Source organism: Tissierella sp. P1, from assembly GCF_002266425.1.
Lineage (GTDB): Bacteria > Bacillota > Clostridia > Tissierellales > Tissierellaceae > Tissierella > Tissierella carlieri.
Genome location: NZ_NPMN01000016.1, coordinates 55,184 through 80,671, shown reverse-complemented (window position 1 = coordinate 80,671; position 25,488 = coordinate 55,184). Strand labels below are relative to the sequence as shown.

The following is a 25,488-nucleotide window of genomic DNA, read 5'->3' as shown; positions in this document are numbered from 1 at the left end:
TGTTAGACAATAAATGTTTAGGAGTGTTAAACAAATGTATGATTTTCATCTTCATAGTGAATATTCCATTGATTCAAAAACATCCATGGAAGATATGGTAGTAACAGCAATTGATAAAAATATGAAAAGTATTTGTTTTACCGATCATGTTGATTTTGATTCCACTGCTCAAAGAATTGATTTTGTTTTTAGAACTTCTGATTATTTTAAAAACATTAGACAAGTAAAGTATAAGTATATGAAGGATATTGAAATACTTGCAGGAGTAGAGATTGGAATTCAACCTCACCTACTTGAAAGATACAATAAGTTTATTGAATCTAATGATTTTGATTTCGTGTTAATGTCAATTCATTCAGTAAATAAGCTAGATATTCATGCTGATAATTTTACTAAAGGTGTTGAACCTATAAACGCTTTGGAAGAATACTATAAGGATATGTATTATTGCATAAAAAACTTTAATAACTTTGATGTCTTGGGACATCTAGATTATATAGACAGATATTTTGAAGATTATTCTTCTATCCCAAAATATGACGATTATTACTATCCTATAGAATGTATCTTGAAACTTCTAATAGAAAATGGTAAAGGTATTGAAATAAATACTGCAGGAGTGAGATATGGATTAGGTTATTTCCATCCTAAAATTCAGATATTGAAGTTATACAAAGAATTAGGTGGTGAAATAATAACCATAGGATCAGATTCTCATACCCCCGAAAATATAGGATATGAATATAGAACTGTAGAAAAAATGCTTAAAGAAGTAGGCTTTAAATATATTCATATATTTAAAGAGAGAAAAAAATACCCTATAAATATTATCTAAAAATCCTCTTAAAGCTAGCTTTAAGAGGATTTTCACCCACAATGCCGTCAACTCAGCTAATTCACACCCGCCTTAATAAAGGGGGGTTTCCTGTTAATATCTTCTAACGTCCTCTCTAAGGAGGCTTGTTATCCAATATTAAACGCAGACTCCCGTGTCTGTTATGTCGGTTGAATTATCAGAGATAACGCACACCGCAGAAAATTCTTATAATATTATTATACATCTTTTATTACGTTTTTTCAAGCAAACTAAAGATTTTATTCTTTTCTATGCTCTAATTAGTATTTTGTTAATTTCATCTTCAGATAATACTTCTTTTTCTATAAGATTTTCTGCTAAGGATTGTAAGCTATTCATATTACTATTTAATATATTAATAGTATCTAAATAAAGCTTCTCTAGTATCTCCTTAGCCCTATTTAATAACCTTCCATCATCCAAGTTTCTACTGGATAAAACGTTATAGTTTAATAATCCAACTATTTCATCCATTCCGAATACTCCAATCATGGATAAAGTCATATTAGTAGCTTTCTCCAAATCTGAAGATGCTCCAGTTGTTATTTCTTCTTTTCCAAATATTATTTCTTCCGCCGCTCTTCCTCCAAGGGCAATCATAATATTGGATAATATATCTTTCTTTGTTTGATACATCTTATCTGGAGGAATATTTAAGCTGAATCCTCCCATGCCCTTTGTGCTAGGTATTATACTCACTTTAGTAACCCTATTATCTTTAGCTATTAGTTTCGCCATTAGAGCATGTCCTGCCTCATGGTAAGCTGTGATTTCCTTATCCTTAATATCTATAGAGGATCTATCTTTTTTCTCCTCCCCAACTAATACTGAATAATATGCTTTATTTATATGATCCATGGTAATTTCTTTTGATTTTTCTTTTACGGCAATAATAGCAGATTCATTCATTAAATTTTCAAGTTTGGCACCACTAAAATAGATAGTTTCTAATGCAACTTTTTTTAAATCTACTTTTTTAGAAATAGGTTTGTTTCTGCTGTGTAGCTTAAGTATTTCATATCTTCCATTTACATCAGGGAGAGAAACCTCCACTTGTCTATCAAATCTTCCAGGTCTAAGTAATGCTTCATCTAGTATATCTATTCTATTGGTCGCTGCTACTACAATAATTCCCTCATTTTCCTTGAAACCTGACATCTCCGTCAAGAGTGCATTTAATGTTCTATCCCCTTCTTCACTACCAGAAGGATGATCTCCAGACTTTCTCTTCTTTCCAAGAGAATCTATTTCATCAATAAATATAACAGATTTTCCTGCTTCTTTAGCCTTTTTAAATAACTCTCTTATACGGCTAGCTCCAAGTCCTGCATATACTTGTACAAAGTCTGAACCTGACACAGCATAAAATGGAACTCCCGCTTCACCGGCCATAGCTTTTGCTAAAAGTGTCTTTCCTGTACCAGGAGCCCCGTATAAAAGAACACCTCTAGGTAATCTTGCACCAAACTTATTATATATCTCTGGATTTTTGATAAAATCAACCATATCCATTAAAGATTCTTTAGCTTCTTCATTACCTGCTACATCATCAAATGTAATTCTCCTAGATGAATAATCTGTAGTTACCTTTGACATATTAGACATTTCTTTTTCCGCTTGCTTAGACATATTTCTATTTAAGTAGAATATCGTAAAGCCCATTACTGAAACTAACAAAAGCATAGGTATAGCTTGATTCAAATTACCATCCTTTTCTACTACCTTAACATCATATAGTAATAATTCTTCCTTAAATTTTTCAGTTCTTGGATTATCAGTAATTGCAACTTTTCCATTTTTAAGTTTTATCTCAATCTTCCCATTATTCGATAATTTAACTTCCTCTACTAGACCTTTTTGTACATGAGTTAAAAATAAAGTATAAGGCATTTCCTCCACTTTATTTTTATTTTTTATATATAATAATCCAGTAGATAATATAACAATAGAAATAGCTATAGATATGATGATTTTCATTTTTTTATTTATCTCCATAACACCACTCCTTCGGTTTACATAATATCTATTAAATTATAACACCATCTTAGCCATATGTCTATTTCCTTGATTTGTTAATTTTGATAAGAGGGATTAAAGCAGAATTTTCCTATTCGCTATAAAATAAGGGACCTTCCCATATATGGAGGCCCCTTATTTCTCTTACTTATTTTTATCTAACATTTCTAATATTTTATCCAATTTGGTATTTTGTTCCTCGCTCAACATAGGTCTGATGCTTTCCAGCTTCTCCAATATTGTAGCAAATTGTTCTTCACTCATTTGATCTTCCATCTCAGATTTTACTCTAATAATCTCTACAAATATATCCTCATCTGATTTATCCATATACTTATCTGCAAGATTTCCAATCATTGAAAGTTCTGCATCACTAGGATTATACTCCCCGATATTGTCAATCATCTTTTTGATTTTCTTATCTTTCATTTTCATACCTCCCTTTCTTATATCATAATTTATGAAAGATAAAATAAATATATTACTAAATCATAGTGCAACTATTAATTTGCTTTTGCATATAATGAATATTATACCTAGAGTCAGGGGGGCTAATTTTGGATAATAAGTTATTAATATTTATATTTCTTTTAATAATTGGAAAGAATCAAGGCAATGAATTCGCTAGTCTGCAAACCTTAGGAAATTTTATAAACAACATTGAAATTGACCCTAAGTATACATTAGAAAAGATTAAGATAGTAAAAAAGGTGGGGGCATACTTTCCTGAGCATTACATACCTTTGATAAATAAATCAATATTATTTACTGAACGCCTTATAAAGATAAATGAATTAGTTGATTTTATGCAAAATGATGAGTATCAGTATATTAAAGAACCAATATCTGTAGATAATACTAAAGATAGGCTAAATAAAATTATGCATACTATACAGAAAGAAGTTCCAAGACCAGAAGTAACTAACCTTGGAACTATGATGGATTTGATACTAAACATGGATAAGTATAAAAAAATGTTTTCAATGTTATCATCTCTTATGGGTAATCAAGATACTTCAAAAGATCCTACTCAGTTAATGAGTATGCTTGCACCTATGCTGGGTAACGATAGTCAAAAAAATAATGATAAACTTAAAGAAATGGGTAAAATGATGGAAATAATGAAAGTCTTAAACTCACCAAAGCAAGAAAATAGTAAGGAAGATAAGAAAATAGAAATAATAGAAAAACCACCTAAAGAATAAGTTTTACTTATTCTTTAGGTGGTTAATTAGTCTTTTCATATCCTCAGGTAGAGAGGCGATAAATTCTATATCTTTTTTTGTTCTAGGATGTTTTATTTTTAAATAATATGAATGCAAAGCTTGCCTATCTATATAAGGACTTTCTTCATTATATAGAACATCTCCTATTATTGGATGGCCAATATGATTTAAATGAACTCTAATCTGATGAGATCTCCCTGTAAATATCTGCACATCAAGTAATGATGCATCTTTATATTTTTCAATTACAGTATATTTAGTCAAAGCCTTTTGTCCATTTTCTGTCACTACTTTTTTAACACTTTTCTCTTCCTCTCTTCCGATAGGTAAATCTATATAATCTTCATTTTTTTCTACAATACCAGATACTATTGCCTGATACTTTTTTTCCACTTCATTTGATTCAAACTGCAAAGCCATTTGCTGATGTGCAAAAGGATTCTTTGCTACAATTAAAATTCCAGTAGTATTCATATCTAGTCTATTTACAAATCTTATCTTCTTCTTTATACCTTTTTCTTTAAAATAATATGATATTCCATTGGATAAAGTATTTTCTTGATGAGACTTTGTTGGATGTACCACTATATTTGGTTGTTTATTTAAAATCAGAAGATCAAAATCCTCATAAATAATATCTATCTCCATTTTTTCTGGTGTTGTATTCTCATCTTCGTTTTCCATATATATAGATACTAAATCACCTTTTTCAAGAATTAATCCTTTTCTTTTAAATTTACCATTTACATATATTTGCTTTCCTTTGTATAACTTTCTAAATAATCGTCCTGAAATATCATTACTAGAGAGGAATTCCTCTAAATCTAGTCCATCTTTATCAGCTTTAAAAACAACAATATTTTCATTTTCTTTAAATAAATTCATAATTTCCTCCAAATTTTCTTATCTTTATTATATAATATTGGTAAACTAATTATATCAAATTTTATTTAATTTTAAAGATAAAAACCGTTTAGGGGGTCAATTTGTGAATACCATAGATAATAGAATAATTAATATTATTTCAAATTATAATTTTGAATCAAAGAAAACATCCCAGCTTTTATCAGAAAAGCTTAAATATAAAGGTTTCCATATACCAGAGAATTATAGCGACAATGCGGAGCTTAATATATGCGTTGGTGGTGATGGTGCATTTCTAAGAGCAGTACATCGCAATAAATTCCCTAGTATTCCTTTTGTAGGAATAAATACTGGTCATTTAGGTTTTTTTCAAGAAATATTACCTGGAAATATTGATGAATTTATTGATAAATATATAAATAAGGATTATGTTGTCGAAGAGATTTCGTTAGTAAATGCAAAAATATGTACTAAAAACAAATGCTTTTTTCTCACTGGTGTAAATGAAATAGTTATTAAAGGAATTAAATCCAAGGTAGTTCATCTAGAAATATTTATAGATGGTAATCATTTAGAGAAATTTAGTGGCGATGGGGTTATTATATCAACACCCGTAGGTAGTACTGCCTACAATTTTTCCAGTGGTGGAAGTATAATATATCCATCACTAAAAACACTACAACTTACTCCTCTATCACCTATTAGTTCTAAGGCTTATAGATCTCTGCCAAATAGTGCAGTGGTGCCGGGAGATATAATTATATCTATTAAACCAGAACTTAGATATGAAAATTCAATTTTAGTCATCAATGATGGAGTTGAATTCAAATACAATAACATCACTAGTATCGATTTGAAGATTTCTGATAAAACTATTAAAAAATTGAACTTCGATAAGAATATGTACTGGGATAATTTAAAGAGCAAGTTTCTATAGAAGTGACCTTAAAATAAAAAACCTTTTATATACCATTTGTAGGAACCGTAAGAGCAAAACTGAAAACCAACCCTAATTCTGAGTTATCTGATAAATTTATCAGAGAAAAATTGCCAAAGTAAACTTCACAGAAGTTCACTTTGGCTTTCTTTTGCCCTTCTAATTATAAAAATGTATTCTATTCCATTTGAAAATATTTTGCAAGACATAAAATATTATATTTTCTCTATAACCTCTACATATCTCCAGGCAGCATACCTCCTTATTATTCCCTTGCCTTCAGAACTTCTGCTAACGACACTTTCTTCAGTCGTTCTTGCAGTAATAGAACTACCACTGCATATGAAACTAATATAAGAACGATAATACATGTAAGTGCCGGAAGTGTTAATACTGTTTTCATTCCAGAATTAAAATTAATAACTAATGCAGGATACAAGCTATTCAAAATGAGTTTACTTAATGGGATACCTATGGCAGCTGCTAGCAAAACTATATAGAGTAAACTCCGTATGTAAAGCTTGCTTACCTCATTTTCTGTATAGCCGAATACCTTTAATAGCGATATACTGAATGTTGAACGTTCAATAACATTTTTCATCAATATGAAGGTAACAATGACAAATAATACTATTGATACTATTAGGAGCATTCCAATAGTAGTAGTCATTAAAGAAACAAATGAATCTGCTGTTTCTTTGATATCATCGGACTTTATAACAGACTGAACGTATTTTTCATCTATATCTAATGGTACATCTGAAAGGATAATATTTTTATAATTCTCATTGGTACCGAAGAGTTCATGCATTTCAGATATATCCATGAAAATGTAGAGACTGTTTGCATAATTAGTCTCTCCAGATACAGTAAATGCATAATTCTTATTAGTTAAACCTTCAGACAAAATAAACTTATCTCCAATTTTTAGTTTGAATTTCATTGCAACAGAATCAGAAATCACAACATCATTATGCTTATTTCCTAATTTGAAATCGAAATATTTACTGTCCTCTTCAATACCCATAATCGTTACATCAAATTTCATACCACTCATTTCATAACTTAGTTCCTCTATATATACTGATTCACCTTCCTCTGGTATATCATACAATGAAGATTTTAACAGATACATATAATTGTAATTAACACCATTAGTAATCCTTTCGGCATAATCTGATATACTACAGTAAATGCAAAATGAAAATACAAGAAGAAAAATCGCAATAAGTAATCCGCCAAATAGAATACCCATAATTCTTGACTCTCTGATAACCTGTCTAATACGGAATTTGTTTACAAAGTTCATATGTTTCAGATTGACCTGCACATTCTGGTTATGCCTGTTCAAGTCTGTACCACGAATCAGGCTGAGTGGTTCTGCGGATAATTTTTTACGTATTATAATAACATTAACTATATATGCAATCAAAACCGGAACAACAATTGAATATATAAAAATGTAGTATGGATATGACAATATCAAGTCAGCATATGAATAAAATCCTACACTGCTTAATGCAAAGTAAGGAATCGTTAAATATCCAACAACTGTACCTATTATGGAACCTACAATGGTAATGCTTACGGGAAGAATCATGTAATGCTTTGTAAGTTCTTTTTGTATATACCCCATTGCGTAAAGAGTGCCAATCTGATTTCTTTCACTCTCAATAATATGTACAGAAAAAACCGATAGAACATATGAAATAAGAATAAAGAATATGACACCCACAGCTATAGCAGCATTTCTGTTAATGAGCGTATCCTCCTTGTATCCATTAATTCTCGTATTGTTTTCATTTTCTATGAAACTAGTCAAATTAATTCTATCAATGTCATATTCATCATTGATATAGTCTTTAACGGTTTGAGTAACTTCCTGTATACCTCCATACAATTCTTTAGAACCATCTTCCAGTTCAGTTATCTTGTCATTTATCTCTGCCATTGCCTCACTAATACTGCTAGTACCTTCATTCAATTGTCTCATAGCATCCTGTAGCAACTCAGACGAACTATTAAGCCTATCCCCTCCGTCCGCTAAAGACCCTGTTACTGAATTCAGTTTAGATAATGAATCATAGGCTTTCGATACACCATCAGTATACTCAGAAATTGATTGTTTAAGAGCATAAAAATTGTCAAGTAACGCCTCAAATTCACTCAATTTTTTCCATTGAGGAGAATCAGTTCCTATCAAAGAATAAATTCCACTAAAGGTCTCTTTATAATCAGATTCAGTCAGTTGTACATCATATCCCTGAGTATTCAAATTACCTTCAATGTTTGCAAGCATTGTTAAAAGCATATTATCAGCTAATTTACTCAATGTAGTTCCATTGTGTGACAAATATGCATAACTGTCATTCAGCTGACTTGTTCCAGTATGCAAATCATCAAGACCATTAGAGAGCACTTTTAATCCACTGTTGAATCTATCTACCTTTTCCGAATATTCATCAAATCCTTCTTTAAGTTTATTTGCCCCAGATGTGATTTCTAACGTTGCATCACCAAATTTATATATTCCATCAGAAAGATTAGATGCTCCCTGTTCAAGATCAGATAACGGATCTGTAAACTTTAAAATCTCATCTTCGGCATCTTCTCTCATTGCCTGATATGTTTCATCTTTAGAAGCATATTTGTCATATTCTACAGACAAAAGATAATCCAGAAGATCACTGTTATTGTAATCACCTGAAAGTGTGTAACTATAGTTATAGACAATATTACTTGTCATTAAGGTTATTTCAGTGAATGCTTCATCAGTAACAAATGCAACACTAAATTTGGATGTATCCGAAGTGATGTCCGACAAATTTTTCTTAACAAAGCAATAATCTGGCACACTGCCAGTTCCTGTCACTGTATAAGTCATATTCAGTATATTAATGCTGCTGCCAACATCTAGCCCATGACTTGCAGCATAATGCTTTTCTACTACAATCTCTTTATTTTTTATTGCTTGCTTCCCACTAGCAATATTCAACAGATTAATATTTTTACGATTCTGGAAAATCCGTAAAACCGAACCGTCTTCCATATTAACATCAATGTAAAATGCCTTCTCAATATTGACACCATGCTTACTCAGCTCATTAATATTTTCATTCGACAGCTGGACGTAAAGTGAAAACTCTCCTGATTCTACATTAGATGTCTCATTAGTCAGCTTTACCGTATTAATGATACTATCACTACTTGCAACCATCCCTACAATTAGAACGATACCAAATACCAGCAAAAAAAAGAAGGTAGCATATCGCACAATATTATTTTTCAATTCTCGGAAAATCTTTTTATTAAGTATCATAAGCCACCCTACCATTCAATATCCTTAGCATTTTTTCTGTTACTATTTTCAATTGAACTAACTATAGTTCCGTCTTTCATACGAATAATCATATGTGCCATCTGTTCGATATCAACATTATGAGTTACCAGTAATACTGTTGTTCCATATTTCTTGTTTACGTTTTCAATCAACACGAGAACATCTTTAGCTGATTTCGAATCTAGGGCACCAGTCGGTTCATCACATAATAATAATTCTGGATTCTTAATCAATGATCTAGCAATAGCACATCTCTGCTGCTGGCCTCCTGATAACTGTGAAGGAAATTTATTCTGATGCTCAGCCATGCCTATAGTTTCAATCAATTCATCCAAAGATAATGGATTACTTGCCAGATATTCACAAACTTGAATATTTTCTCGAACCGTCAAGTTAGGAATCAAATTATAGAACTGAAATATAAATCCTAAATAACCTCTACGGTACTGTGCAATTTCTTTTCGTTTTAACTTTGTTATATCTGTTTTTTCGTCAATTATAATACTTCCTTTATCAACACTGTCCAGACCACCGATAACATTCAATAGAGTAGATTTTCCTGACCCACTCGGACCAAGAATCGCACAAATTTTTCTTTTTTCCAATGCAATATTGATCCCGTTTAGAACCTTCATACGGCTTTCACCCTCACCATAATACTTAACTACATTATTTAACTTCAAAAAATAACTCATATATCATACTCCCCTATAAAATTACTCTAAAATTGAAATTGATCGCAGGTATTTCCTAATTGAAGTAGCATCAACTTCAGGACGCCGTTTTTTCGGAAATACCATTGAAAGACAAAGACTACCACCCCAAATCGAAAGTGCCTCAAATTGACTAAAATACCTAAATTCACATACAATCATATCATTCTCGATTTTTGTTTTATTAATGTCAAATATTTCAGTAGACGTTAGAAAACCAGTTTTCAAAACCTTTGAAAGCGCTTCCTTCACAGTCCAACATATTAGCGTAGGCATTTCTTGATCAATAAAAAATTGACGTTCTTTTTCAGTTGAAATATATTCCAAAGCTCGCTTATGCTCCCTATTCGTAGATTCTATATCTATTCCTATAAATCCATCTAATTTAGAATCTATAGCTACTCCGACCGCCCTTGAATGAGAAATGGTTACATGCAAAGGTATACTGTTATCAGAAATAACCACAGGCTCTCCGAAAATGCCATTTTTTATATCAATATGTGCATCTCTTCCTCCTCTTCCAATCAAATTTTCACATGCTAAATATGCTGCACGGCGCCCCTGTTCATGCTCAATCTTTCTCAGGTCTGATAAATTACATGCTCTTGCAGTAGGATAATCAACAGAACAAATACATATTGTTGAACTGCATTCTGACAATTGTTGAATATAGACATCTGTCCTTTGAATAACAGAATCTACTTTTATATTTAAACTTCTAATCGACATAATAATGTGGCAATTTATTAATTATGTAAGAAAATATGTAGGATTATTGTCTCTGGCTCTTGCAACTATTGCTAAAAATCAAATGAAAGACTAAAATATAAAAGATTCCCAGAGAGAAATACAATAATTTATTCAATAACATTATATTTTATTGCAAAAGAACTATTTCTTAGATATATTAGTTTATCAGCTTGTCCTAAAATATTATAAAGTCAATTTAATAGCAAGACTGTATCTGTCTAAATTATATCATTTGCCTTATATATATCCAACGATACTTTTTCATAACCTTCTGTCATCTTTCGACGTTTTTCTATCTTAAATACATAAAAACCAACTAAGACCTCTTTATCTTAGTTGGTTTTATATTAAATTTAAAATTATATCAACTTATCCATCTCATCAACTAATTTACTAAATAACTTCATTGCATTATTTACTGGTTCTTCTGTAGTCATATCTACTCCTGCTGCTTTTAGTACATTTAATGGATAATCTGAGCTTCCACTCTTTAAGAAGTTTATATATCTATCTACTGCTGGTTTTCCTTCTTCTAATATCTTTTCAGATAATGCAACTGCTGCTGAATAACCTGTTGCATATTGGAATACGTAGTAGTTATAGTAAAAATGAGGTATTCTTGCCCATTCCATTGCAATTTCGTCATCTACCACTACATCTGGTCCGTAATATAATTCATTTATTTTCTTATAAGTCTCACATAGATAATCAGCAGTCAATGCTCCGCCATCTTCAAGATATTCATTTATTGTTTTCTCAAATTCTGCAAACATAGTTTGTCTAAATACTGTAGTTCTAAAACTTTCCAAATAATGATTTAATAAATATAATTTTTCATTTTTATCTTTAACATTTTTTTAACATGTAATCCATAAGTAAAGCTTCATTTGCAGTGGACGCAACTTCGGCTACAAATATGGAATAATCTCCATAAATATAAGGTTGTGTCTTTCTTGTGAAATAGCTATGAATGGAATGTCCTAATTCATGAGCCACTGTAAATACATTGTCCAATGTATCATGGTAATTTAATAAGATAAATGGTTTAGAATCATAGGAACCACCTGAATATGCACCAGATCTTTTCCCTCTATTTTCATATACATCTATCCACCTTGAACTAAATCCTTCCTCTACCACTTCCATATATTCTCCGCCTAAAGGAACTAAGCTTTTTTTACTAATTCTACGCCTTCCTCATATGGTATTTTTAAATCTACATCCTTGACTATTGGAGTATATAAGTCATACATATGAAGTTCTTCCACTCCTAAAGCTCTTTTTCTAATTGCCATATACTTATACATACTATCTAAATTATTATGAATGGACTTAATTAAATTATCATAGACAGATAAGGATACATTGTTTTGATCTAAGGATGCTTCCCTACTTGATTTATAATTTCTCACAGTAGCATTAAATATATTCTTTTTCAAATCTCCATTTAGCGAAGCTGCAAAGGTATTCTTAAATCCTTTATAAGTAGTATATAAAGCTTCAAATGCTCTCTTCCTCACATCCCTATCTTTTGATTCCATAAGTGGAATAAAATTACCATGAGTTACCTCTACATCTTTACCCTCTTCATCTTTTATTGTAGGAAATTTAATATCTGCATTATTTAACATGGAGAATATTTTCTGAGGTGAATTAGCCACCTCCCCCATTTGAGCTAATATAGATTCTTCTCTAGCAGAAAGTACATGTTCTTTTTGCCTCATAATATCGTCAATATGCTTTTTATACAACTCTAATTCAGGTTTTTCTTCATAATATTTTTCTAATGTAGCTAAATCTAATGTTAATATTTCTGGTACTACATAGGAAGTCTTTTCTCCCACTTCTACATATAACCCCAATCCTTTATCAGATAGGGCCTGAGAGTTTCCTTCTCTAGTATCTTCATCTAATTTCATATGTGCATAGGAATATAGCTGTTCTGTTATTCTATATAAATCCCCCATATCATTTAACACATTATAAAGATTTTCACTGCTAGAAACTACTTTTTCCTTATAGGATTCAAAATTTTTAGCCATTTCTTTGGCATTATTATATGATTTTTCCCATTCGCTAAAATCAGCAAACATAGACTCTATATCCCACTTTTTTTCATTTGGAATATCTTTTCTCTCAAGTATTTCATTTTTACTTGTCATCTTATTACCTCCCCTTATTCATTGATATTATTTATTACATGTAACATAATATCCCTAGCTATAGGTGCTGCAGATTTACCTCCAGTTGATCCTTCTTCTTCCAATATCACCGCAACTGCAACCTTTGGATCATCTGCTGGTGCAAAGCCAACAAACCATGCATGAGATTTACCTGAAGAATTTTCAGCTGTTCCTGTCTTCCCTGCCACCTTTACATTTTTTATTCTTGCATTTGTTCCTGTTCCAGATTTTATTACCTCTACCATCATATCCTTAACTTCATTGGCTATAATAGAATCTGTTCCTTGAGATAAAATTTCAGTTGTATTTCTTCTTAATATCTTATCATTTTTAGATATAATCTCTTTAACAAGAATAGGTTTGACTACCTGACCTCCATTTGCTATACCAGAAGCTATTAATGCCATGTTCAGTGGTGTAACTAATAATTTGCCTTGGCCTATAGCTGCGGCCGCAATATCTGTTTTACCTAAATTTTCTCTGAAAGGGAATTGAGAGTTTTTGATAGGTAAATCAAATGGAATGTCATTATTTATCATAAATTTCTCTGCCACATTTCCTATTTTATCTTTCCCTATTTCAATTGCCTTTTCAGTAAAATATGTGTTACATGATTTAACTAAAGCCTGCTTTAAATCAATATTGCCATGTGCCTTTCCTTGATAGTCCTTAAATACATACCCATTAATATTGGTACTACCTGTACATTCATAAGATTTATCTAGATTCGCCGTATTTAAGGCAGCAATAGTAGTTATAATCTTAAATGTAGATCCAGGAGCATATAATCCCTGAGTAGCTCTATTTATAAGTGGACTGTCTGGGTTTTCTGTTATTTCCTTCCAGTCCTCTTTTAAATTTGATGCATCAAAATCTGGAAGACTAACCATTGCATATACTTCTCCTGTAGTAGGTTCATAGCAACAATTGACCCCTTCTTTCCCTTTAGCAATGCTCTAGCCTTAGTCTGTAGATCATGATCTATAGTTAATTTAATTGAATTTCCTTCAGTTGTTGGTGCAACAATATTTTTTATTTCATTTATAGCAGCATTTTCATTTATATTTAATAAGGTGTTATTATATTGAAGCTCTAAACCTGCTTTTCCATATTCTCTATAACTATAACCTATTATATGGCTATATAATCTCTCATATAAATAGTATCTATTATATACATCACCTTTTTTTTCACTATATGCTAATGTTCTTCCATTTCGATCTAGTATTGAGCCTCTTAATATTGATTCTTCGTTAATCCATAGTCTTTTGTTATAGCTATTATTCTTTATTGCTTCTGCTCTAAAGACTTGAAAATAACTAATATATACTATTAAAGATATAAACATTAAGCAGAATCCTACTAAGACAAAAATTACTCTTTTATTCTCCTTGTTCATCCTTGTCCTCCTTAATTTCTATTTCCTCAGAACATATTTGAAGTATTCCTAAAGCAATAAAACTTGATAATATAGAACTACCTCCATAGCTAACAAATGGTAAAGTTAATCCTGTTAAAGGTATCATCTTAAGTACGCCGCCTAAGATAATAAATGACTGAATTCCAAATAAAATACTGATGCCTAAAGCCAAGATTTTATAAAATGGATTCTCTTGAGATATTCCAATCTTAAACCCTCTGTATACTAAAATCATAAATAGCATTATTATACCTATGCCAGTAAAAATTCCCATTTCCTCACAAATAGCTGAAAAAATAAAATCTGTGTATACTACTGGAATAAACTCTGGATGACCTAGACCTAATCCCCTACCAAAGAAGCCACCTTCAGCAATAGCAAATAAGGACTGTGTTATCTGATAACCTTGCCTCTCTATATATTTCCAAGGATTCAACCAGGCTTGAAATCTAATTTTAACATGGTCAAATAATGTATATCCCAATATACCTCCTATAGTAAAAAGACCAATATTATAAAAGATTAGCTTTCTGTCCTCCTCATAGATAAATTGTATTGCAATAAATATTGCATAAAAAACTAGAGCTGTGCCTAAATCTCTTTGCAAAAATAATAATATAATAAATGAATATACAACTCCCATTAAATAATAAGACGAGTATTTCTTTTCTTTCCATTTTGAAATATTAGAGTAATAAGCTGCTAATATAAAAATAAGCAAGAGTTTTGTAATTTCGGCTGGTTGAAAAGCAACTTTTCCTAAGTTGACCCAGTTTATAGCACCTTTTTTTCTACTTCCAAATATAAATGTTATCAAAAAAAGAACATAGGATCCTGCTGTATAAAGATATATCCAATTTTTCCATCCTCTAATATACTTCAATATAAAATAGGTTATAAAAAACACAAATATACCAGTTGATAACCATATTAATTGTTTAATACCTAACCCTTCATCAATCCTATATATCATTATAATTCCTATGGATATTAGCATAGTAACAATTAAGAATATATAGTTGTCACCAGTAGAAACCTTAGCTAATATATAATTTGATAAATATATTATTAATATCAATCCTATACCTGTCCCTAATGTTAATCTATCAATTTTTTCTCCTTGATAGACTAATAATAAAGATAAAGCTAAAATTTCAAAAATAAATAATAAATTTCTTGGGGATTTCCCCCTAATTACTTTTTTAAACATAATATTCTCCTATCATCTATTCACAAATAGAAATTCTATCTGTCCAATTCTAATAATATCTCCGTCATTTAGTCTTGCTACATCAAAAATCTTATCCCCATTTAAATAAGTGCCATTAGCACTATTTAAATCTTCTAGATAATAATCTCCTTCATCTTCTATTATCTGAAAATGTCTCTTTGAAACAAAGGGATCCTTTACTACAATATTATTATCCCCGTGTCTACCTAAAGAAATAGAATCATCAATAGAGTAATATTCTTTTATCTTAAATGGTAAAGAATCTTTTCTATTAATTAGTTTCAGATATACTTTTTCATCAGAAGATATTCCTTCCATGCCTCTTATATCTAAATAAATAAGTCTAATAATACTAAAGATGAATAAATATATAATTACAATAAATATATATTTAAATAATATGGCTAATATATTGTACATAAACTATTCCTCCAAAATTCTCTCTATTTAACTATGTTATCACAAACTTTGTCCATTGTGAATTATTTTAAACCTATACATTCTAAATATATTGCTAATATTATTAATAATTTTAGCAACTACTATTTAAACAATAGTGAAAATCTGATAAGATATTATAAAAGCAAAAATGGGGGTGTTAATTTGAACAAATTAAAACGTTCTAAAAGTAACAGGGTTTTTTCTGGTGTTTGTGGTGGTTTAGGAGAATATTTTAATATTGATCCTACTATAGTACGTGTTGTCTGGGTATTACTTGGATTACCATCTTTTGGCACTACATTTGTAGTTTATCTAATATGTAGCTTTGTTATACCTGAAGATGATGGAATTATTCATAGTGATGATTATAATGAAAAACTTCGCAATAATACTCCTCTTTTAATAGGCGGTGGATTAATAATATGGGGTAGTTTCTTGTTAGCTAAGATACTATTTCCTTGGTTTACCATAAGGCTCGCAAGTTTATGGAGGTTTTGGCCAGTTCTATTAATATTATTGGGCATATATATCTTGATTAATCAAAGAGATAAATAAAAAAGGCTTATATCCAAAATGAATAAATTAAGTAAGCCTGTTTTGAAACCTGTAGAAAAGTTAAAATTTGAAAAGGATTTGTAGAAACTTTCCTATGGGTCATAAAAAGTCTTGGTATACCAAGACTTTTTACTAATACTTATATTTATGGCATATAATGTGAGAATATTATTATTTTAGCAAAAGGAGTTATTATGAAAATTACTAGTATTGAACCACAAAGAAATAAAAATAGAGTTAATATTTACGTAGATGATGTTTTCTCCATAGGAATAGCAGAAGAATTAAGATTCAAACATAAATTAGAAGTCGGCATGGAAGTAGATGATGATTTCATTAAAGACGTTCTTCAATCTGAAGAACAAAATAAAGTTTTAAATTATGCACTCAATTTACTGTCATATAGACAACGATCAGAAAAAGAAATGTATAATGCCCTTAAGCGTAAAAATTTTGAGGATTCTTATATCAAAAATGCAATGAATTATTGTAGAGAAAATCGTTATTTAGATGATAAAACCTTCACCGAATCATTCATTAGAGATAAAATAAATTTAAGTAAATTTGGCCCTGAAAGAATAAGGTATGAACTAATCTTGAAAGGAATACCAAAAAATATCATTGATGATCTTCTTATTCTTGACTATGATGAACAATATGAATCAGCAATGAATTTAGCATTGAAAAAACTATCCTCTTATAAAAAAGAGGATCGTAATAGCATCTATAGAAAACTCAGTGGTTTCCTACAGAGAAAAGGGTATTCCTATGATATTATATCTAAAGTTATGAAAGAAATCCTGAAGGATTAGGTGATTTAATTTGTGCTACGTGTATATCTTACGATGTAAGGACAATACTCTTTATACAGGCTGGACTGTAGATTTAAATAAAAGAATATATATGCATAATTTAGGTAAAGCTTCCAAGTACACTAGGGCAAGATTGCCAGTTGAACTAGTATATTTCGAAAAATTTGATAATAAAATAGAAGCACAAAGAAGAGAATATGCTATCAAGCAGCTTTCAAGGTCCCAAAAATTAAAGCTTATTAGCGATTATAATTAATTATATAGTTGAATCACAAGATTTTAGAGGTGATATAATGATTCATTTTTTTGATAGAGTATCAAAGAATCCTATAATTGCAGCAGTACAAAATTTAGATAAATTAGATGATGCCTTAGATTCTCCCTGTGAAATAATATTTCTTCTATCAGGAAATATATTTAACTTGAAAGAAATATCTTATAGAATAAGTTCAAAAAATAAGGGTTTATATATACATATAGACTCTATAGATGGTTTTTCCAAAGATACTTGGGGTTTGGAATATATAATTAAAAATATATCTCCTGACGGAATAATAACAGAAAAGAACAATTTAGTGAAATTAAGTAAGGATATGGGGGTATTCACTATACAAAGATTATTTATACCTAACTCATGTTCTCTAGAAAATTCCATATCCTCCATAAAAAAAACACGACCAAATGCTATTGAAATACTTCCTGGAATAATGCCAAAAATAATAAAAAAGGTTATTAAAGAAACAAAAATATCCGTAATCGCCAGTGGTTTAATTACGGATAAATATGATTTAGATTCTAGTCTAGATGCTGGAGCTATAGCTGTATCTGCATCTTGTAAAGATGTTTGGTATATATAAATTTATTCTCTGCCCTTTTTAAATATCCCAATAATAAGCCCTGTGGATAATCCAATAAATCCAGCAATCATTGTAGTTACAACGACCAATAATCTATTAACATCCCCCAATGTTGAAGAATCTACACCTACATAAAATAGATTATATATTCCTATTAAAATCAGGATGAATCCTGGAATATATTTTATAGCCCTATTTTTTTTAGAAATAAGATAGGTTATAAAAGTAATAACTATTGCTCCTAATGCAAACACTCCTAATATTTTTGCGAATTCTAAGTGAACGATTAATTCTTTCATGATTCATCCCCCATCTCTATATTAGTATTCTACCGCCTCAGCTTCATTCTTTAAAAATTCCTCTTCCCATAGCATAGTATATCTACCTGTAGCCCATTCTGCCATTATAATGGTTTCTGAGTTATCTATTTTAATCCTTCCTAATTCCTTTTGAGATATTTCATGATTATTAATTGAATATATTAATAAATTATTTCTTGTTACAATAATAATTATATCTTCATTGGGTGAGGTATAAGCATCTATAGCTTCAGGCACTTTAGATTTTATAACATTCCATGGTATGGCCAACTCATCATAATTTACTAATTCCTTAGGAGGAATTGTCTTTATATTATAATCCTTATAAAATTCTTCACCTTCACTCTGATAATTTATTCGGCCCTTCATAATCCAATATCCATTTCTTCTCGCTAATCCAAAACTCTCTTCATTTAAAAGTATATTAGAATTAGTTTTAACTATACTTTGAGCACCTTCTTTAAAAACCCTTAGCCCTTCCTCACCAATTATATCTGAAACTTTAATTCCTTTTTCATCGTTTAAATAATCAATTGGGTAAACCTGTAAAGTTCTTTTGTCATTTGATAAATCAATTAATTCTGTAGAAATATAATCATTACCAATATATAAAATATTTTTAAGTATAGATGGATATAACCCTTTTGCCTTAGGATTTAAGGAAGCTGTTATAAGAAGTGAAGCCGAATCATCAAGAAATCCCTCTTTAAATTTTCCTTTTTGCGTTGCTCTAATCTTATCATTTACAGAATTATCTATATCCTCTCTTTTCACCTCTACAAACCAAAAACCTTTTTTTCTAGGCACTAATAAATTATTCATTTCATATGCAGAAGCTATATTACGATTGTTGGTTCTGATCCAAATGGTCTTATATTTCCATCCATCAGTTTGATTCACTTCATCATAGGAATAAGACTTTATCCCTAGAAGAATTCCAGAACGTAATATATCTACTTCTTCCGCATTGGAAATTCTCATAATACTTTTCTCAATATTTATATATCTATCAATTTCTTCTTTACTTATTTGATCAACACTTTTCTTTAAAAAGTAAAATCTATCTTCAACGAAGGTAATCATTTCATTATCACTATATCTAATAAACTCATAATATTGATTATTACCTAATATAGTTATTATCTCAGCTTCCTCTTCAGAGAGATTTAATTCTTCAGGAGACACTTTATATTTATACAATAAGTAATCGGCAAGTTTCACATTCTTTAGTTTATAGGTAGGCTCTTCTACATAATCTTCACCTATTACTGTAGCAGATTTATGAAACAAAGCCTCCTTATTAATTAAAGACTCTGAATCTCCTATGCTTCCTTTTTTATAAGGACTATCGATAGCTTTCTCTATAATCCATTTACCCTGTATAGGAGGCAGATTATTTTCTGGAGCCTTTATTCTATCCTTAGTCTCAAATTTATTAATACTACAGGAAGTCGAAAAAATGAATAATATTATAATAGATATAATTAAATATACTTTTCTCATTAGCTGACCTCCCTCAATGGCAATCTTACTATTACTCTAGTTCCTTCGTTTATATTAGATAATATTTCCATGGTGCCATTATGAAGCTTAACAATTTCATCACAAATAGATAATCCGATGCCACTATGAGATTTACTGTTTTTCCCTTTGTAAAACTTTTCCTTCACCTTTGGCAAATCTTCTTCAGATATACCAACTCCATTATCTTTTACTTCTAATACTAAAATATCATTTTCTTTATATGCATTTAAAATAACTTTTCCATCTTCAGATGTAAATTTAAAAGCATTATCTAATAGATTGATGAGTACCTGCTTTATTCTATTTTCATCTCCAAGCATATATCCAAGACTTTGATCTATATTTATAATAAATTCAATCCTATTATTTACTGCTCTAGGTGTTAGTTGTTTTCCTATCATTTCAATTGTATCTTTTATCTGAAATTCATCATTTTCCAGCTTTATCCTTCCAGAAACAAATCTAGAAAAATCTAAAAGTTCTTCTACCATAATACTTAGTCTATCACTTTCTTTTTCAATGATTTCAAGTCCATCTAACATAATTTCATTTCCACCAAAATCTTCACATTTTAATGTAGCTGCCCACCCCTTTATAGATGTAAGTGGAGTACGAAGTTCATGTGATACCGAAGATATAAAATCATTCTTAATCTGTTCTTTCTTAACCAATTCCTCTGCCATATAGTTTAGCGTATCTGATAGTCTACCAATTTCATCTTCTAGTTCAATATCACTTCTCACTTTTAATTGTCCATCAGCCATTTTTTCTGCAACTCTCGTTACCTCCTGAAGTGGCCGTATTATAGAATTAGCAAGAAAAACACTTACCATACCAGAAATAAAAACGACTATAACACCCATACCTAGCAACAAAAAAGAAATAAATCTTATTACTCCATTAGTTTCCTTGAGAGAAGTAATAAATCTGATAATTCCTATGACTCTATCTTGATCTTTTATTGCTGCTGAAACAGACATTACTGGACTATTATAATAGTTTACATTTCCTACCCAAACTCCTTTTTCTCCATTTATTGCCTTTTTTATATCTGGATATAAGTTTGAATTATCATTTGTAACCCCTAAAGAATCCATTATGAGTTTTCCATCAGAGTTAAGTATCTGAACCTGTGCTGTTGTATGTTGCCAGAATACATCTATATCGTCTATGACTATATCTTCTAATCTATCTAAAGAAAAATATCGTAAATAATAGTCTATAGAAAACTCTATCTGATTGCTAAGTATATCCTCAATATTTTTATAATAATAGTCTTTCATACCATTTATTAATACAACCTCTAAAATAACCACGGTTATAATAATAATCAGCATGAAACTTTTAACTAATCTAGTCTTTATACTTTTTCTCATTAATCATTCCTCTAATCTTAACCTAATGTTAATTTGCCAAAATTCTAGCTTCTAATCTTCCATCTATATCCTATTCCCCAAACAGTTTCAATAAAATTGGGATTACTAGAATCATCTTCTATCTTAGATCTAAGTCTTCTAATATTTACGTCTACAATTTTAGAATCACCTACAAAATCATAACCCCATACCAAGTTTAATATTTCATCCCTTTTGAAAGCTTTTCCCGAATTTTCCACAAAAAGTTTGGCTATAGCATATTCAGTAGGAGTAAGCTCTATTTCACAATTTTCTTTATAAAACTTACGGGAGTAGGTATCTATTTTAAAAGGTTCAGAAACCAATATAGTGTCTTCATTTATATTTTCTGACGATTCTATTCTTCTCGTTAAAGATTTTACTCTTAAAATTAACTCTGTAGGATTAAAAGGCTTGGTCATATAATCATCAGTTCCATACTCCAACCCCATAATCTTATCTACATCCTGAGATTTAGCAGTTAACATTATTATACCTAAGTTTGGTAACTCTTCTCGTAGAACTTTGCATACTTCAAAACCATCAATTCCTGGTAACATAAGATTTAAAATAACTATATCCACTTTTTCATTTCTTGCAATCTCTATTCCCTCTTCTCCACTTCCTGCTTCCAGTACCTTGAAACCATTCCTTTCAAGGTTTATTCTTACAAACTTCCTTATAGATGATTCATCTTCTACTACAAGAATTGATTTACTCATTAAAAATCACATCCTTAATTTTAATCTTGATCCAGTACTCTAAATTCATATCCTTCTTCTATAAGATAATCAATTATTTCAGGTAAAGCCTCAACGGTTGTTTTTTTGGAATCAGAATCATGCATTAATATAATGATTTCTTTTTTTCCCTTTGCTGTAGCCTTCAATCTATTTATTAATTTATTTTTTGGTAAATCTATTCCTTCTGCATCGCCATTTAATGCATTCCAATTATAATTTTTATATCCTTTATCCGTAGCTGCTTTTAAAAATTTTTGTTTATGTTTTTCAAAGGACCCTCCTGGCAATCTTAGTAATTTCGTTTCAAAGTCCTCTCCCAAAACTTCTTTCAATACTTTATCTGTAGAATTAATCTCACCTAAGAAGTTATCAATATTTTTATATATATAACTATATTTATGACTATAAGAATGATGTCCAATAGAATGACCTTCTTCGTAAACTCTCTTTAGGACATCTTGATTCATATTAGCCATTTTTCCTAAAATAAAAAATGTAGCTTTGATATCATAATCAGCCAATATATCTAAAATTGCAGGTGTAATTTGCTTTGATGGTCCATCATCAAAAGTTAAATAAGCAATTTTCCCCTTTTTTGCTTCTTCATTTACTATTTTTTGTTCCTCCGTTTTAGTTTTTTCTTCTTTAATTCTCTTTTCTTCTGCAATTCTTTTCTCTTCTGCTATTCTCTTTTCTTCTGCTATTCTTTCTGCCTCTGCTCTCAATCTTTCTTCCTCAATTTGTCTAATTTCCCCATCCAAAACTATACTAACGGGATTGTTTGGGCCCATTATATTTAAAGTGTCTGCTACACTAACGGCTGCAACTGCATTAGTTGAATTGCAAAAAATCTTTACTGATATACTGCCAAATTAAAAAAAATATAATAGCAAGCAAAAAAATATACCTTTTCTTTATAATAAAGGATTTTTTATGTTTTTTCATTTATGTCCCCCCTATATCCTTTTCTGTCTTATGTTTAATTCTAGCATATTATAAATATTAATTCTATTGGTTACAAACAAATTAATAAATAGTTACAAAGATTTTACATTATCTATTCTTATGTATATATATTTCCAGAAAATCAATATTCAAACTAAAATAGGCTGTTTTCAGCCTATTTATTATAGTGGAAAAAAGCTTCTGTTTCTCCTGAATAATTCAGAGATTAGTAAAATTGTTATTAAATCCCTAGTAATTCTGCTTCTTCCAAAAAATGGTCTTTGTTCTGCCCTAACCCTCCCTCTATACTTTCTTTCATATGGATCTTCATGTATTTCTGGATATTCATGTACCATTTTTATATATATATCATCCACCATCTTTTCCATTTGTTCTCTTGTAATCTTTTCCATAGAACAATTATCATCTAAATGCTCATTCACTGCTGATATAACCTTAGGATAGATTCTGTAATATAGTTCTGGATAATCATAATGCATAAAAACACCTCCCCTTTATATTCCTCTAATATAATATGATAAGGGAGGTGCTTTTGATACTTATTCTTGCATTAAATCCTTAAATTGAGATTTATATAGCTTAGCATATAAACCATCTTTTTCTATTAAATTTTCATGGCTTCCTTGCTCTGCGATTCCATCTGCAGTTAACACTAGAATCTCATCTGCATTTTTTATTGTTGACAATCTATGAGCAATTACTAATGTAGTTCTTCCCTTAGACAAATCCTCTAAAGATTTTTGGATCATTATCTCAGTTTCATTATCTAGTGCAGATGTGGCTTCGTCTAATACCAATATAGGAGGATTCTTTAAAAATAATCTTGCAATTGAAATCCTTTGTTTTTGACCTCCAGATAACTTAACGCCCTTTTCACCTATAAAGGTATCATATCCCTCTGGTAAAGATATGATAAAATCGTGTATACTTGCTTTCTTAGCAGCTTCTATAACATCTTCATCGCTGGCTTCTGGATCACCATATATTATATTATCACGAATGGTACCTGTAAATAAAAATACATCTTGTTGAACAAGTCCTATTTTTTTTCTCAAATCTTTAATTTTTATATCTCTAATATCTATATTATCTAATAGAATTTCTCCCTCTTCTATTTCATAGAATCGCGGAATAAGATGGCATAAAGTAGTCTTGCCTGCACCTGATGGACCAACCAAAGCTACAGTTTTTCCTGCATCAATAGACAAATTCATATTAGAAAGAATTGTATTCTTACCATTGTTATAACTAAAGGATACATTATTAAATTCTATATCTCCTTTAACGTCTTTTAGTTCCATTGCATTTTCTCTATCGATAATATCTGGTTCTATATCCATGATCTCAACGAATCTCTCGAAGCCTGTCATACCATCTTGAAGTTGTTGTGAGAATTCAGATAGCCTCCTAATTGGCTGCATAAAGAAATTGACGTAGAGTGTAAAGGAAAAAAGGTCTCCTATATTAATTATATCTTTATATACAAAGTATCCTCCAAGGCTTATCACCAACAGATTAAGAATACTTGACATTATTCCTATTCCTGATGCAAACTCAGCCATAACTTTATATGATTCTTTTCTAGCATTACTAAAACTAAGATTCCCTTCATTAAACTTTTCAATCTCATAATCTTCATTAGTAAATGATTTTGCAACTCTAACCCCTGAAATACTATTTTCAAGTTGAGAATTTACATTTGCAATTTTCTTTCTTACCTCTCTAAAAGAATTTGACATTCTATTTCTTTTAGATATAACAAACCATATTATAATAGGTATAGCAGAAAATAATACTAAAGTAAGTTTCCATTCAATTCTAATCAGTACAATGAATGAACCTAACAACATTACCAAAGATATAAATAAATCTTCTGGACCATGATGAGCAAGTTCTGTTATGTCTCTTAAATCATTGACTATTCTAGACATTATGTGACCCGTTTTATTATTGTCATAGTAACTGAAAGGTAACGACTGCAGATGAGTAAATATATCTCTTCTCATATCATGTTCAATTCTAACTCCCAGCAAATGTCCCCAATAAGAAACTATATAGTTACTTATATATCTAAGGACAAATAAAATAGTCATTATAATCGTCCATCTTACAAGAAGATCCATTCTGCCCTCTGGTATAATTTCATTTATCATTTTTCTAGTGAAGACTGGAAAAACAAGATCAGATATAGATATAAGCAATGCAAAAAACATATCTATAAAAAACAATCTTTTGTGTGGCTTGTAATAAGATATAAATCTTCTAAGCAAATAATCACTCCCCCTTAACCTTTATAGTATAATATTTCGAGTCACGAATATTATATAATAGTTTTGCTTT

26 protein-coding genes, 1 other RNA gene and 1 pseudogene are annotated in these 25,488 nt (G+C 30.1%); 7 read left to right on the top strand and 21 right to left on the bottom strand.

The window, feature by feature from the left end:
* Positions 1-34 precede the first annotated feature (34 nt).
* The gene (locus tag CIW83_RS12610) at positions 35-835 is read left to right on the top strand and encodes a histidinol-phosphatase HisJ family protein (RefSeq protein ID WP_094901686.1); all 801 of its coding nucleotides are present in this window, start codon (positions 35-37) and stop codon (positions 833-835) included.
* Between the two features lie 29 nt (positions 836-864).
* Here the strand turns inward: CIW83_RS12610 and ssrS are convergent.
* From ssrS to CIW83_RS12595, 3 genes are all read right to left on the bottom strand, one after another.
* Positions 865-1,041, bottom strand: a non-coding RNA gene (ssrS, locus tag CIW83_RS12605) — 6S RNA.
* A gap of 64 nt (positions 1,042-1,105) precedes the next feature.
* Entirely contained in the window at positions 1,106-2,851 is a 1,746-nt protein-coding gene (locus CIW83_RS12600; protein WP_094901684.1) for an ATP-dependent metallopeptidase FtsH/Yme1/Tma family protein, read from the bottom strand.
* Positions 2,852-3,016: 165 nt separating this feature from the next.
* Positions 3,017-3,301 (bottom strand): hypothetical protein, encoded by a 285-nt coding sequence (locus tag CIW83_RS12595; RefSeq protein ID WP_094901682.1) that lies wholly within the window; start codon positions 3,299-3,301, stop codon positions 3,017-3,019.
* A gap of 128 nt (positions 3,302-3,429) precedes the next feature.
* On the opposite strand from CIW83_RS12595, the gene CIW83_RS12590 reads away from it, so the two are divergent.
* A complete protein-coding gene (locus CIW83_RS12590) occupies positions 3,430-4,077 on the top strand; it encodes a hypothetical protein (RefSeq protein ID WP_094901680.1) in 648 nt (215 codons plus the stop codon).
* A 3-nt stretch (positions 4,078-4,080) separates the two neighbouring features.
* Here the strand turns inward: CIW83_RS12590 and CIW83_RS12585 are convergent, their stop codons facing one another.
* Entirely contained in the window at positions 4,081-4,983 is a 903-nt protein-coding gene (locus tag CIW83_RS12585) for an RluA family pseudouridine synthase (protein WP_094901678.1), read from the bottom strand.
* A gap of 112 nt (positions 4,984-5,095) precedes the next feature.
* Between CIW83_RS12585 and CIW83_RS12580 the strand changes: the two genes are divergently transcribed.
* A complete protein-coding gene (locus CIW83_RS12580; RefSeq protein ID WP_094901731.1) occupies positions 5,096-5,899 on the top strand; it encodes an NAD(+)/NADH kinase in 804 nt (267 codons plus the stop codon).
* 265 nt (positions 5,900-6,164) lie between these two features.
* On the opposite strand, the gene CIW83_RS12575 is transcribed toward CIW83_RS12580, so the two are convergent.
* The 10 genes and pseudogenes from CIW83_RS12575 to CIW83_RS12545 all read right to left on the bottom strand — a co-directional run bounded on the left by CIW83_RS12575 (position 6,165) and on the right by CIW83_RS12545 (position 15,956).
* Complete coding sequence (locus CIW83_RS12575; RefSeq protein ID WP_094901676.1) at positions 6,165-9,233, bottom strand: ABC transporter permease; 3,069 nt, start codon at positions 9,231-9,233, stop codon at positions 6,165-6,167.
* Positions 9,227-9,934: an ABC transporter ATP-binding protein gene (locus tag CIW83_RS12570; RefSeq protein ID WP_094901674.1), complete on the bottom strand. Its 708-nt coding sequence runs from the start codon at positions 9,932-9,934 to the stop codon at positions 9,227-9,229. The genes CIW83_RS12575 and CIW83_RS12570 overlap by 7 nt, the downstream gene beginning before the upstream one ends.
* Positions 9,935-9,955: 21 nt before the next feature.
* The gene (locus tag CIW83_RS12565; RefSeq protein WP_094901672.1) at positions 9,956-10,681 is read right to left on the bottom strand and encodes a 4'-phosphopantetheinyl transferase family protein; all 726 of its coding nucleotides are present in this window, start codon (positions 10,679-10,681) and stop codon (positions 9,956-9,958) included.
* A gap of 380 nt (positions 10,682-11,061) precedes the next feature.
* A pseudogene (locus CIW83_RS24415) lies at positions 11,062-11,538 on the bottom strand (M3 family metallopeptidase); the annotation flags it as partial.
* Positions 11,539-11,548: 10 nt separating this feature from the next.
* Entirely contained in the window at positions 11,549-11,848 is a 300-nt protein-coding gene (locus CIW83_RS24410; protein WP_255374408.1) for a M3 family metallopeptidase, read from the bottom strand.
* 20 nt (positions 11,849-11,868) lie between these two features.
* On the bottom strand, positions 11,869-12,864 hold the full coding sequence (locus CIW83_RS23755; RefSeq protein WP_235601320.1) for a M3 family metallopeptidase: 996 nt from the start codon (positions 12,862-12,864) through the stop codon (positions 11,869-11,871).
* A gap of 14 nt (positions 12,865-12,878) precedes the next feature.
* On the bottom strand, positions 12,879-13,775 hold the full coding sequence (locus CIW83_RS23750) for a penicillin-binding protein 2 (RefSeq protein ID WP_235601319.1): 897 nt from the start codon (positions 13,773-13,775) through the stop codon (positions 12,879-12,881).
* Entirely contained in the window at positions 13,739-14,284 is a 546-nt protein-coding gene (locus CIW83_RS23745; RefSeq protein ID WP_235601318.1) for a hypothetical protein, read from the bottom strand. Before CIW83_RS23745 ends, CIW83_RS23750 begins: the two co-directional genes overlap by 37 nt.
* A complete protein-coding gene (locus CIW83_RS12550) occupies positions 14,268-15,515 on the bottom strand; it encodes an FtsW/RodA/SpoVE family cell cycle protein (protein ID WP_094901670.1) in 1,248 nt (415 codons plus the stop codon). Before CIW83_RS12550 ends, CIW83_RS23745 begins: the two co-directional genes overlap by 17 nt.
* A gap of 12 nt (positions 15,516-15,527) precedes the next feature.
* On the bottom strand, positions 15,528-15,956 hold the full coding sequence (locus CIW83_RS12545; protein WP_094901668.1) for an FHA domain-containing protein: 429 nt from the start codon (positions 15,954-15,956) through the stop codon (positions 15,528-15,530).
* 183 nt (positions 15,957-16,139) lie between these two features.
* On the opposite strand from CIW83_RS12545, the gene CIW83_RS12540 reads away from it, so the two are divergent.
* From CIW83_RS12540 to CIW83_RS12525, 4 genes are all read left to right on the top strand, one after another.
* Positions 16,140-16,532, top strand: a complete 393-nt coding sequence (locus tag CIW83_RS12540; protein WP_094901666.1) for a PspC domain-containing protein — start codon at positions 16,140-16,142, stop codon at positions 16,530-16,532.
* A gap of 194 nt (positions 16,533-16,726) precedes the next feature.
* Entirely contained in the window at positions 16,727-17,344 is a 618-nt protein-coding gene (locus tag CIW83_RS12535; protein ID WP_094901664.1) for a regulatory protein RecX, read from the top strand.
* Positions 17,345-17,354: 10 nt separating this feature from the next.
* Entirely contained in the window at positions 17,355-17,600 is a 246-nt protein-coding gene (locus tag CIW83_RS12530) for a GIY-YIG nuclease family protein (RefSeq protein WP_094901662.1), read from the top strand.
* A 37-nt stretch (positions 17,601-17,637) separates the two neighbouring features.
* Positions 17,638-18,201: a glycerol-3-phosphate responsive antiterminator gene (locus CIW83_RS12525; protein WP_201259855.1), complete on the top strand. Its 564-nt coding sequence runs from the start codon at positions 17,638-17,640 to the stop codon at positions 18,199-18,201.
* A gap of 2 nt (positions 18,202-18,203) precedes the next feature.
* Here the strand turns inward: CIW83_RS12525 and CIW83_RS12520 are convergent, their stop codons facing one another.
* The 7 genes from CIW83_RS12520 to CIW83_RS12490 form a co-directional block, all read right to left on the bottom strand.
* Entirely contained in the window at positions 18,204-18,500 is a 297-nt protein-coding gene (locus CIW83_RS12520) for a hypothetical protein (RefSeq protein WP_094901659.1), read from the bottom strand.
* A gap of 21 nt (positions 18,501-18,521) precedes the next feature.
* On the bottom strand, positions 18,522-20,024 hold the full coding sequence (locus CIW83_RS12515) for a hypothetical protein (protein ID WP_094901657.1): 1,503 nt from the start codon (positions 20,022-20,024) through the stop codon (positions 18,522-18,524).
* On the bottom strand, positions 20,024-21,421 hold the full coding sequence (locus CIW83_RS12510) for a cell wall metabolism sensor histidine kinase WalK (RefSeq protein ID WP_094901655.1): 1,398 nt from the start codon (positions 21,419-21,421) through the stop codon (positions 20,024-20,026). Before CIW83_RS12510 ends, CIW83_RS12515 begins: the two co-directional genes overlap by 1 nt.
* A gap of 44 nt (positions 21,422-21,465) precedes the next feature.
* Positions 21,466-22,161, bottom strand: a complete 696-nt coding sequence (locus tag CIW83_RS12505; protein WP_094901653.1) for a response regulator transcription factor — start codon at positions 22,159-22,161, stop codon at positions 21,466-21,468.
* 20 nt (positions 22,162-22,181) lie between these two features.
* Entirely contained in the window at positions 22,182-22,973 is a 792-nt protein-coding gene (locus CIW83_RS12500) for a polysaccharide deacetylase family protein (RefSeq protein WP_094901651.1), read from the bottom strand.
* Between the two features lie 336 nt (positions 22,974-23,309).
* Entirely contained in the window at positions 23,310-23,627 is a 318-nt protein-coding gene (locus tag CIW83_RS12495) for a hypothetical protein (protein WP_094901649.1), read from the bottom strand.
* 60 nt (positions 23,628-23,687) lie between these two features.
* Positions 23,688-25,418, bottom strand: coding sequence for an ABC transporter ATP-binding protein (locus tag CIW83_RS12490; RefSeq protein WP_094901647.1), 1,731 nt, complete (start codon positions 25,416-25,418; stop codon positions 23,688-23,690).
* Positions 25,419-25,488: the final 70 nt, after the last annotated feature.

Excerpts from the sequence above, each read along its gene's own strand:
- CIW83_RS12585 (WP_094901678.1), bottom strand. The coding sequence starts at position 4,983 with ATGAATTTATTTAAAGAAAATGAAAATATTGTTGTTTTTAAAGCTGAT.
- CIW83_RS12610 (WP_094901686.1), top strand. The coding sequence starts at position 35 with ATGTATGATTTTCATCTTCATAGTGAATATTCCATTGATTCAAAAACA.
- CIW83_RS12520 (WP_094901659.1), bottom strand. The coding sequence starts at position 18,500 with ATGAAAGAATTAATCGTTCACTTAGAATTCGCAAAAATATTAGGAGTG.
- CIW83_RS12510 (WP_094901655.1), bottom strand. The coding sequence starts at position 21,421 with ATGAGAAAAAGTATAAAGACTAGATTAGTTAAAAGTTTCATGCTGATT.
- CIW83_RS12495 (WP_094901649.1), bottom strand. The coding sequence starts at position 23,627 with ATGCATTATGATTATCCAGAACTATATTACAGAATCTATCCTAAGGTT.
- CIW83_RS12535 (WP_094901664.1), top strand. The coding sequence starts at position 16,727 with ATGAAAATTACTAGTATTGAACCACAAAGAAATAAAAATAGAGTTAAT.
- CIW83_RS23750 (WP_235601319.1), bottom strand. The coding sequence starts at position 13,775 with ATGGTTAGTCTTCCAGATTTTGATGCATCAAATTTAAAAGAGGACTGG.
- CIW83_RS12515 (WP_094901657.1), bottom strand. The coding sequence starts at position 20,024 with ATGAGAAAAGTATATTTAATTATATCTATTATAATATTATTCATTTTT.
- CIW83_RS12545 (WP_094901668.1), bottom strand. The coding sequence starts at position 15,956 with ATGTACAATATATTAGCCATATTATTTAAATATATATTTATTGTAATT.
- CIW83_RS23755 (WP_235601320.1), bottom strand. The coding sequence starts at position 12,864 with ATGACAAGTAAAAATGAAATACTTGAGAGAAAAGATATTCCAAATGAA.
- CIW83_RS12565 (WP_094901672.1), bottom strand. The coding sequence starts at position 10,681 with ATGTCGATTAGAAGTTTAAATATAAAAGTAGATTCTGTTATTCAAAGG.
- CIW83_RS12500 (WP_094901651.1), bottom strand. The coding sequence starts at position 22,973 with ATGGGCCCAAACAATCCCGTTAGTATAGTTTTGGATGGGGAAATTAGA.
- CIW83_RS12570 (WP_094901674.1), bottom strand. The coding sequence starts at position 9,934 with ATGAGTTATTTTTTGAAGTTAAATAATGTAGTTAAGTATTATGGTGAG.
- CIW83_RS12525 (WP_201259855.1), top strand. The coding sequence starts at position 17,638 with ATGATTCATTTTTTTGATAGAGTATCAAAGAATCCTATAATTGCAGCA.
- CIW83_RS12600 (WP_094901684.1), bottom strand. The coding sequence starts at position 2,851 with ATGGAGATAAATAAAAAAATGAAAATCATCATATCTATAGCTATTTCT.
- CIW83_RS24410 (WP_255374408.1), bottom strand. The coding sequence starts at position 11,848 with ATGGAAGTGGTAGAGGAAGGATTTAGTTCAAGGTGGATAGATGTATAT.
- CIW83_RS12505 (WP_094901653.1), bottom strand. The coding sequence starts at position 22,161 with ATGAGTAAATCAATTCTTGTAGTAGAAGATGAATCATCTATAAGGAAG.
- CIW83_RS12575 (WP_094901676.1), bottom strand. The coding sequence starts at position 9,233 with ATGGTAGGGTGGCTTATGATACTTAATAAAAAGATTTTCCGAGAATTG.
- CIW83_RS12595 (WP_094901682.1), bottom strand. The coding sequence starts at position 3,301 with ATGAAAGATAAGAAAATCAAAAAGATGATTGACAATATCGGGGAGTAT.
- CIW83_RS23745 (WP_235601318.1), bottom strand. The coding sequence starts at position 14,284 with ATGAACAAGGAGAATAAAAGAGTAATTTTTGTCTTAGTAGGATTCTGC.
- CIW83_RS12550 (WP_094901670.1), bottom strand. The coding sequence starts at position 15,515 with ATGTTTAAAAAAGTAATTAGGGGGAAATCCCCAAGAAATTTATTATTT.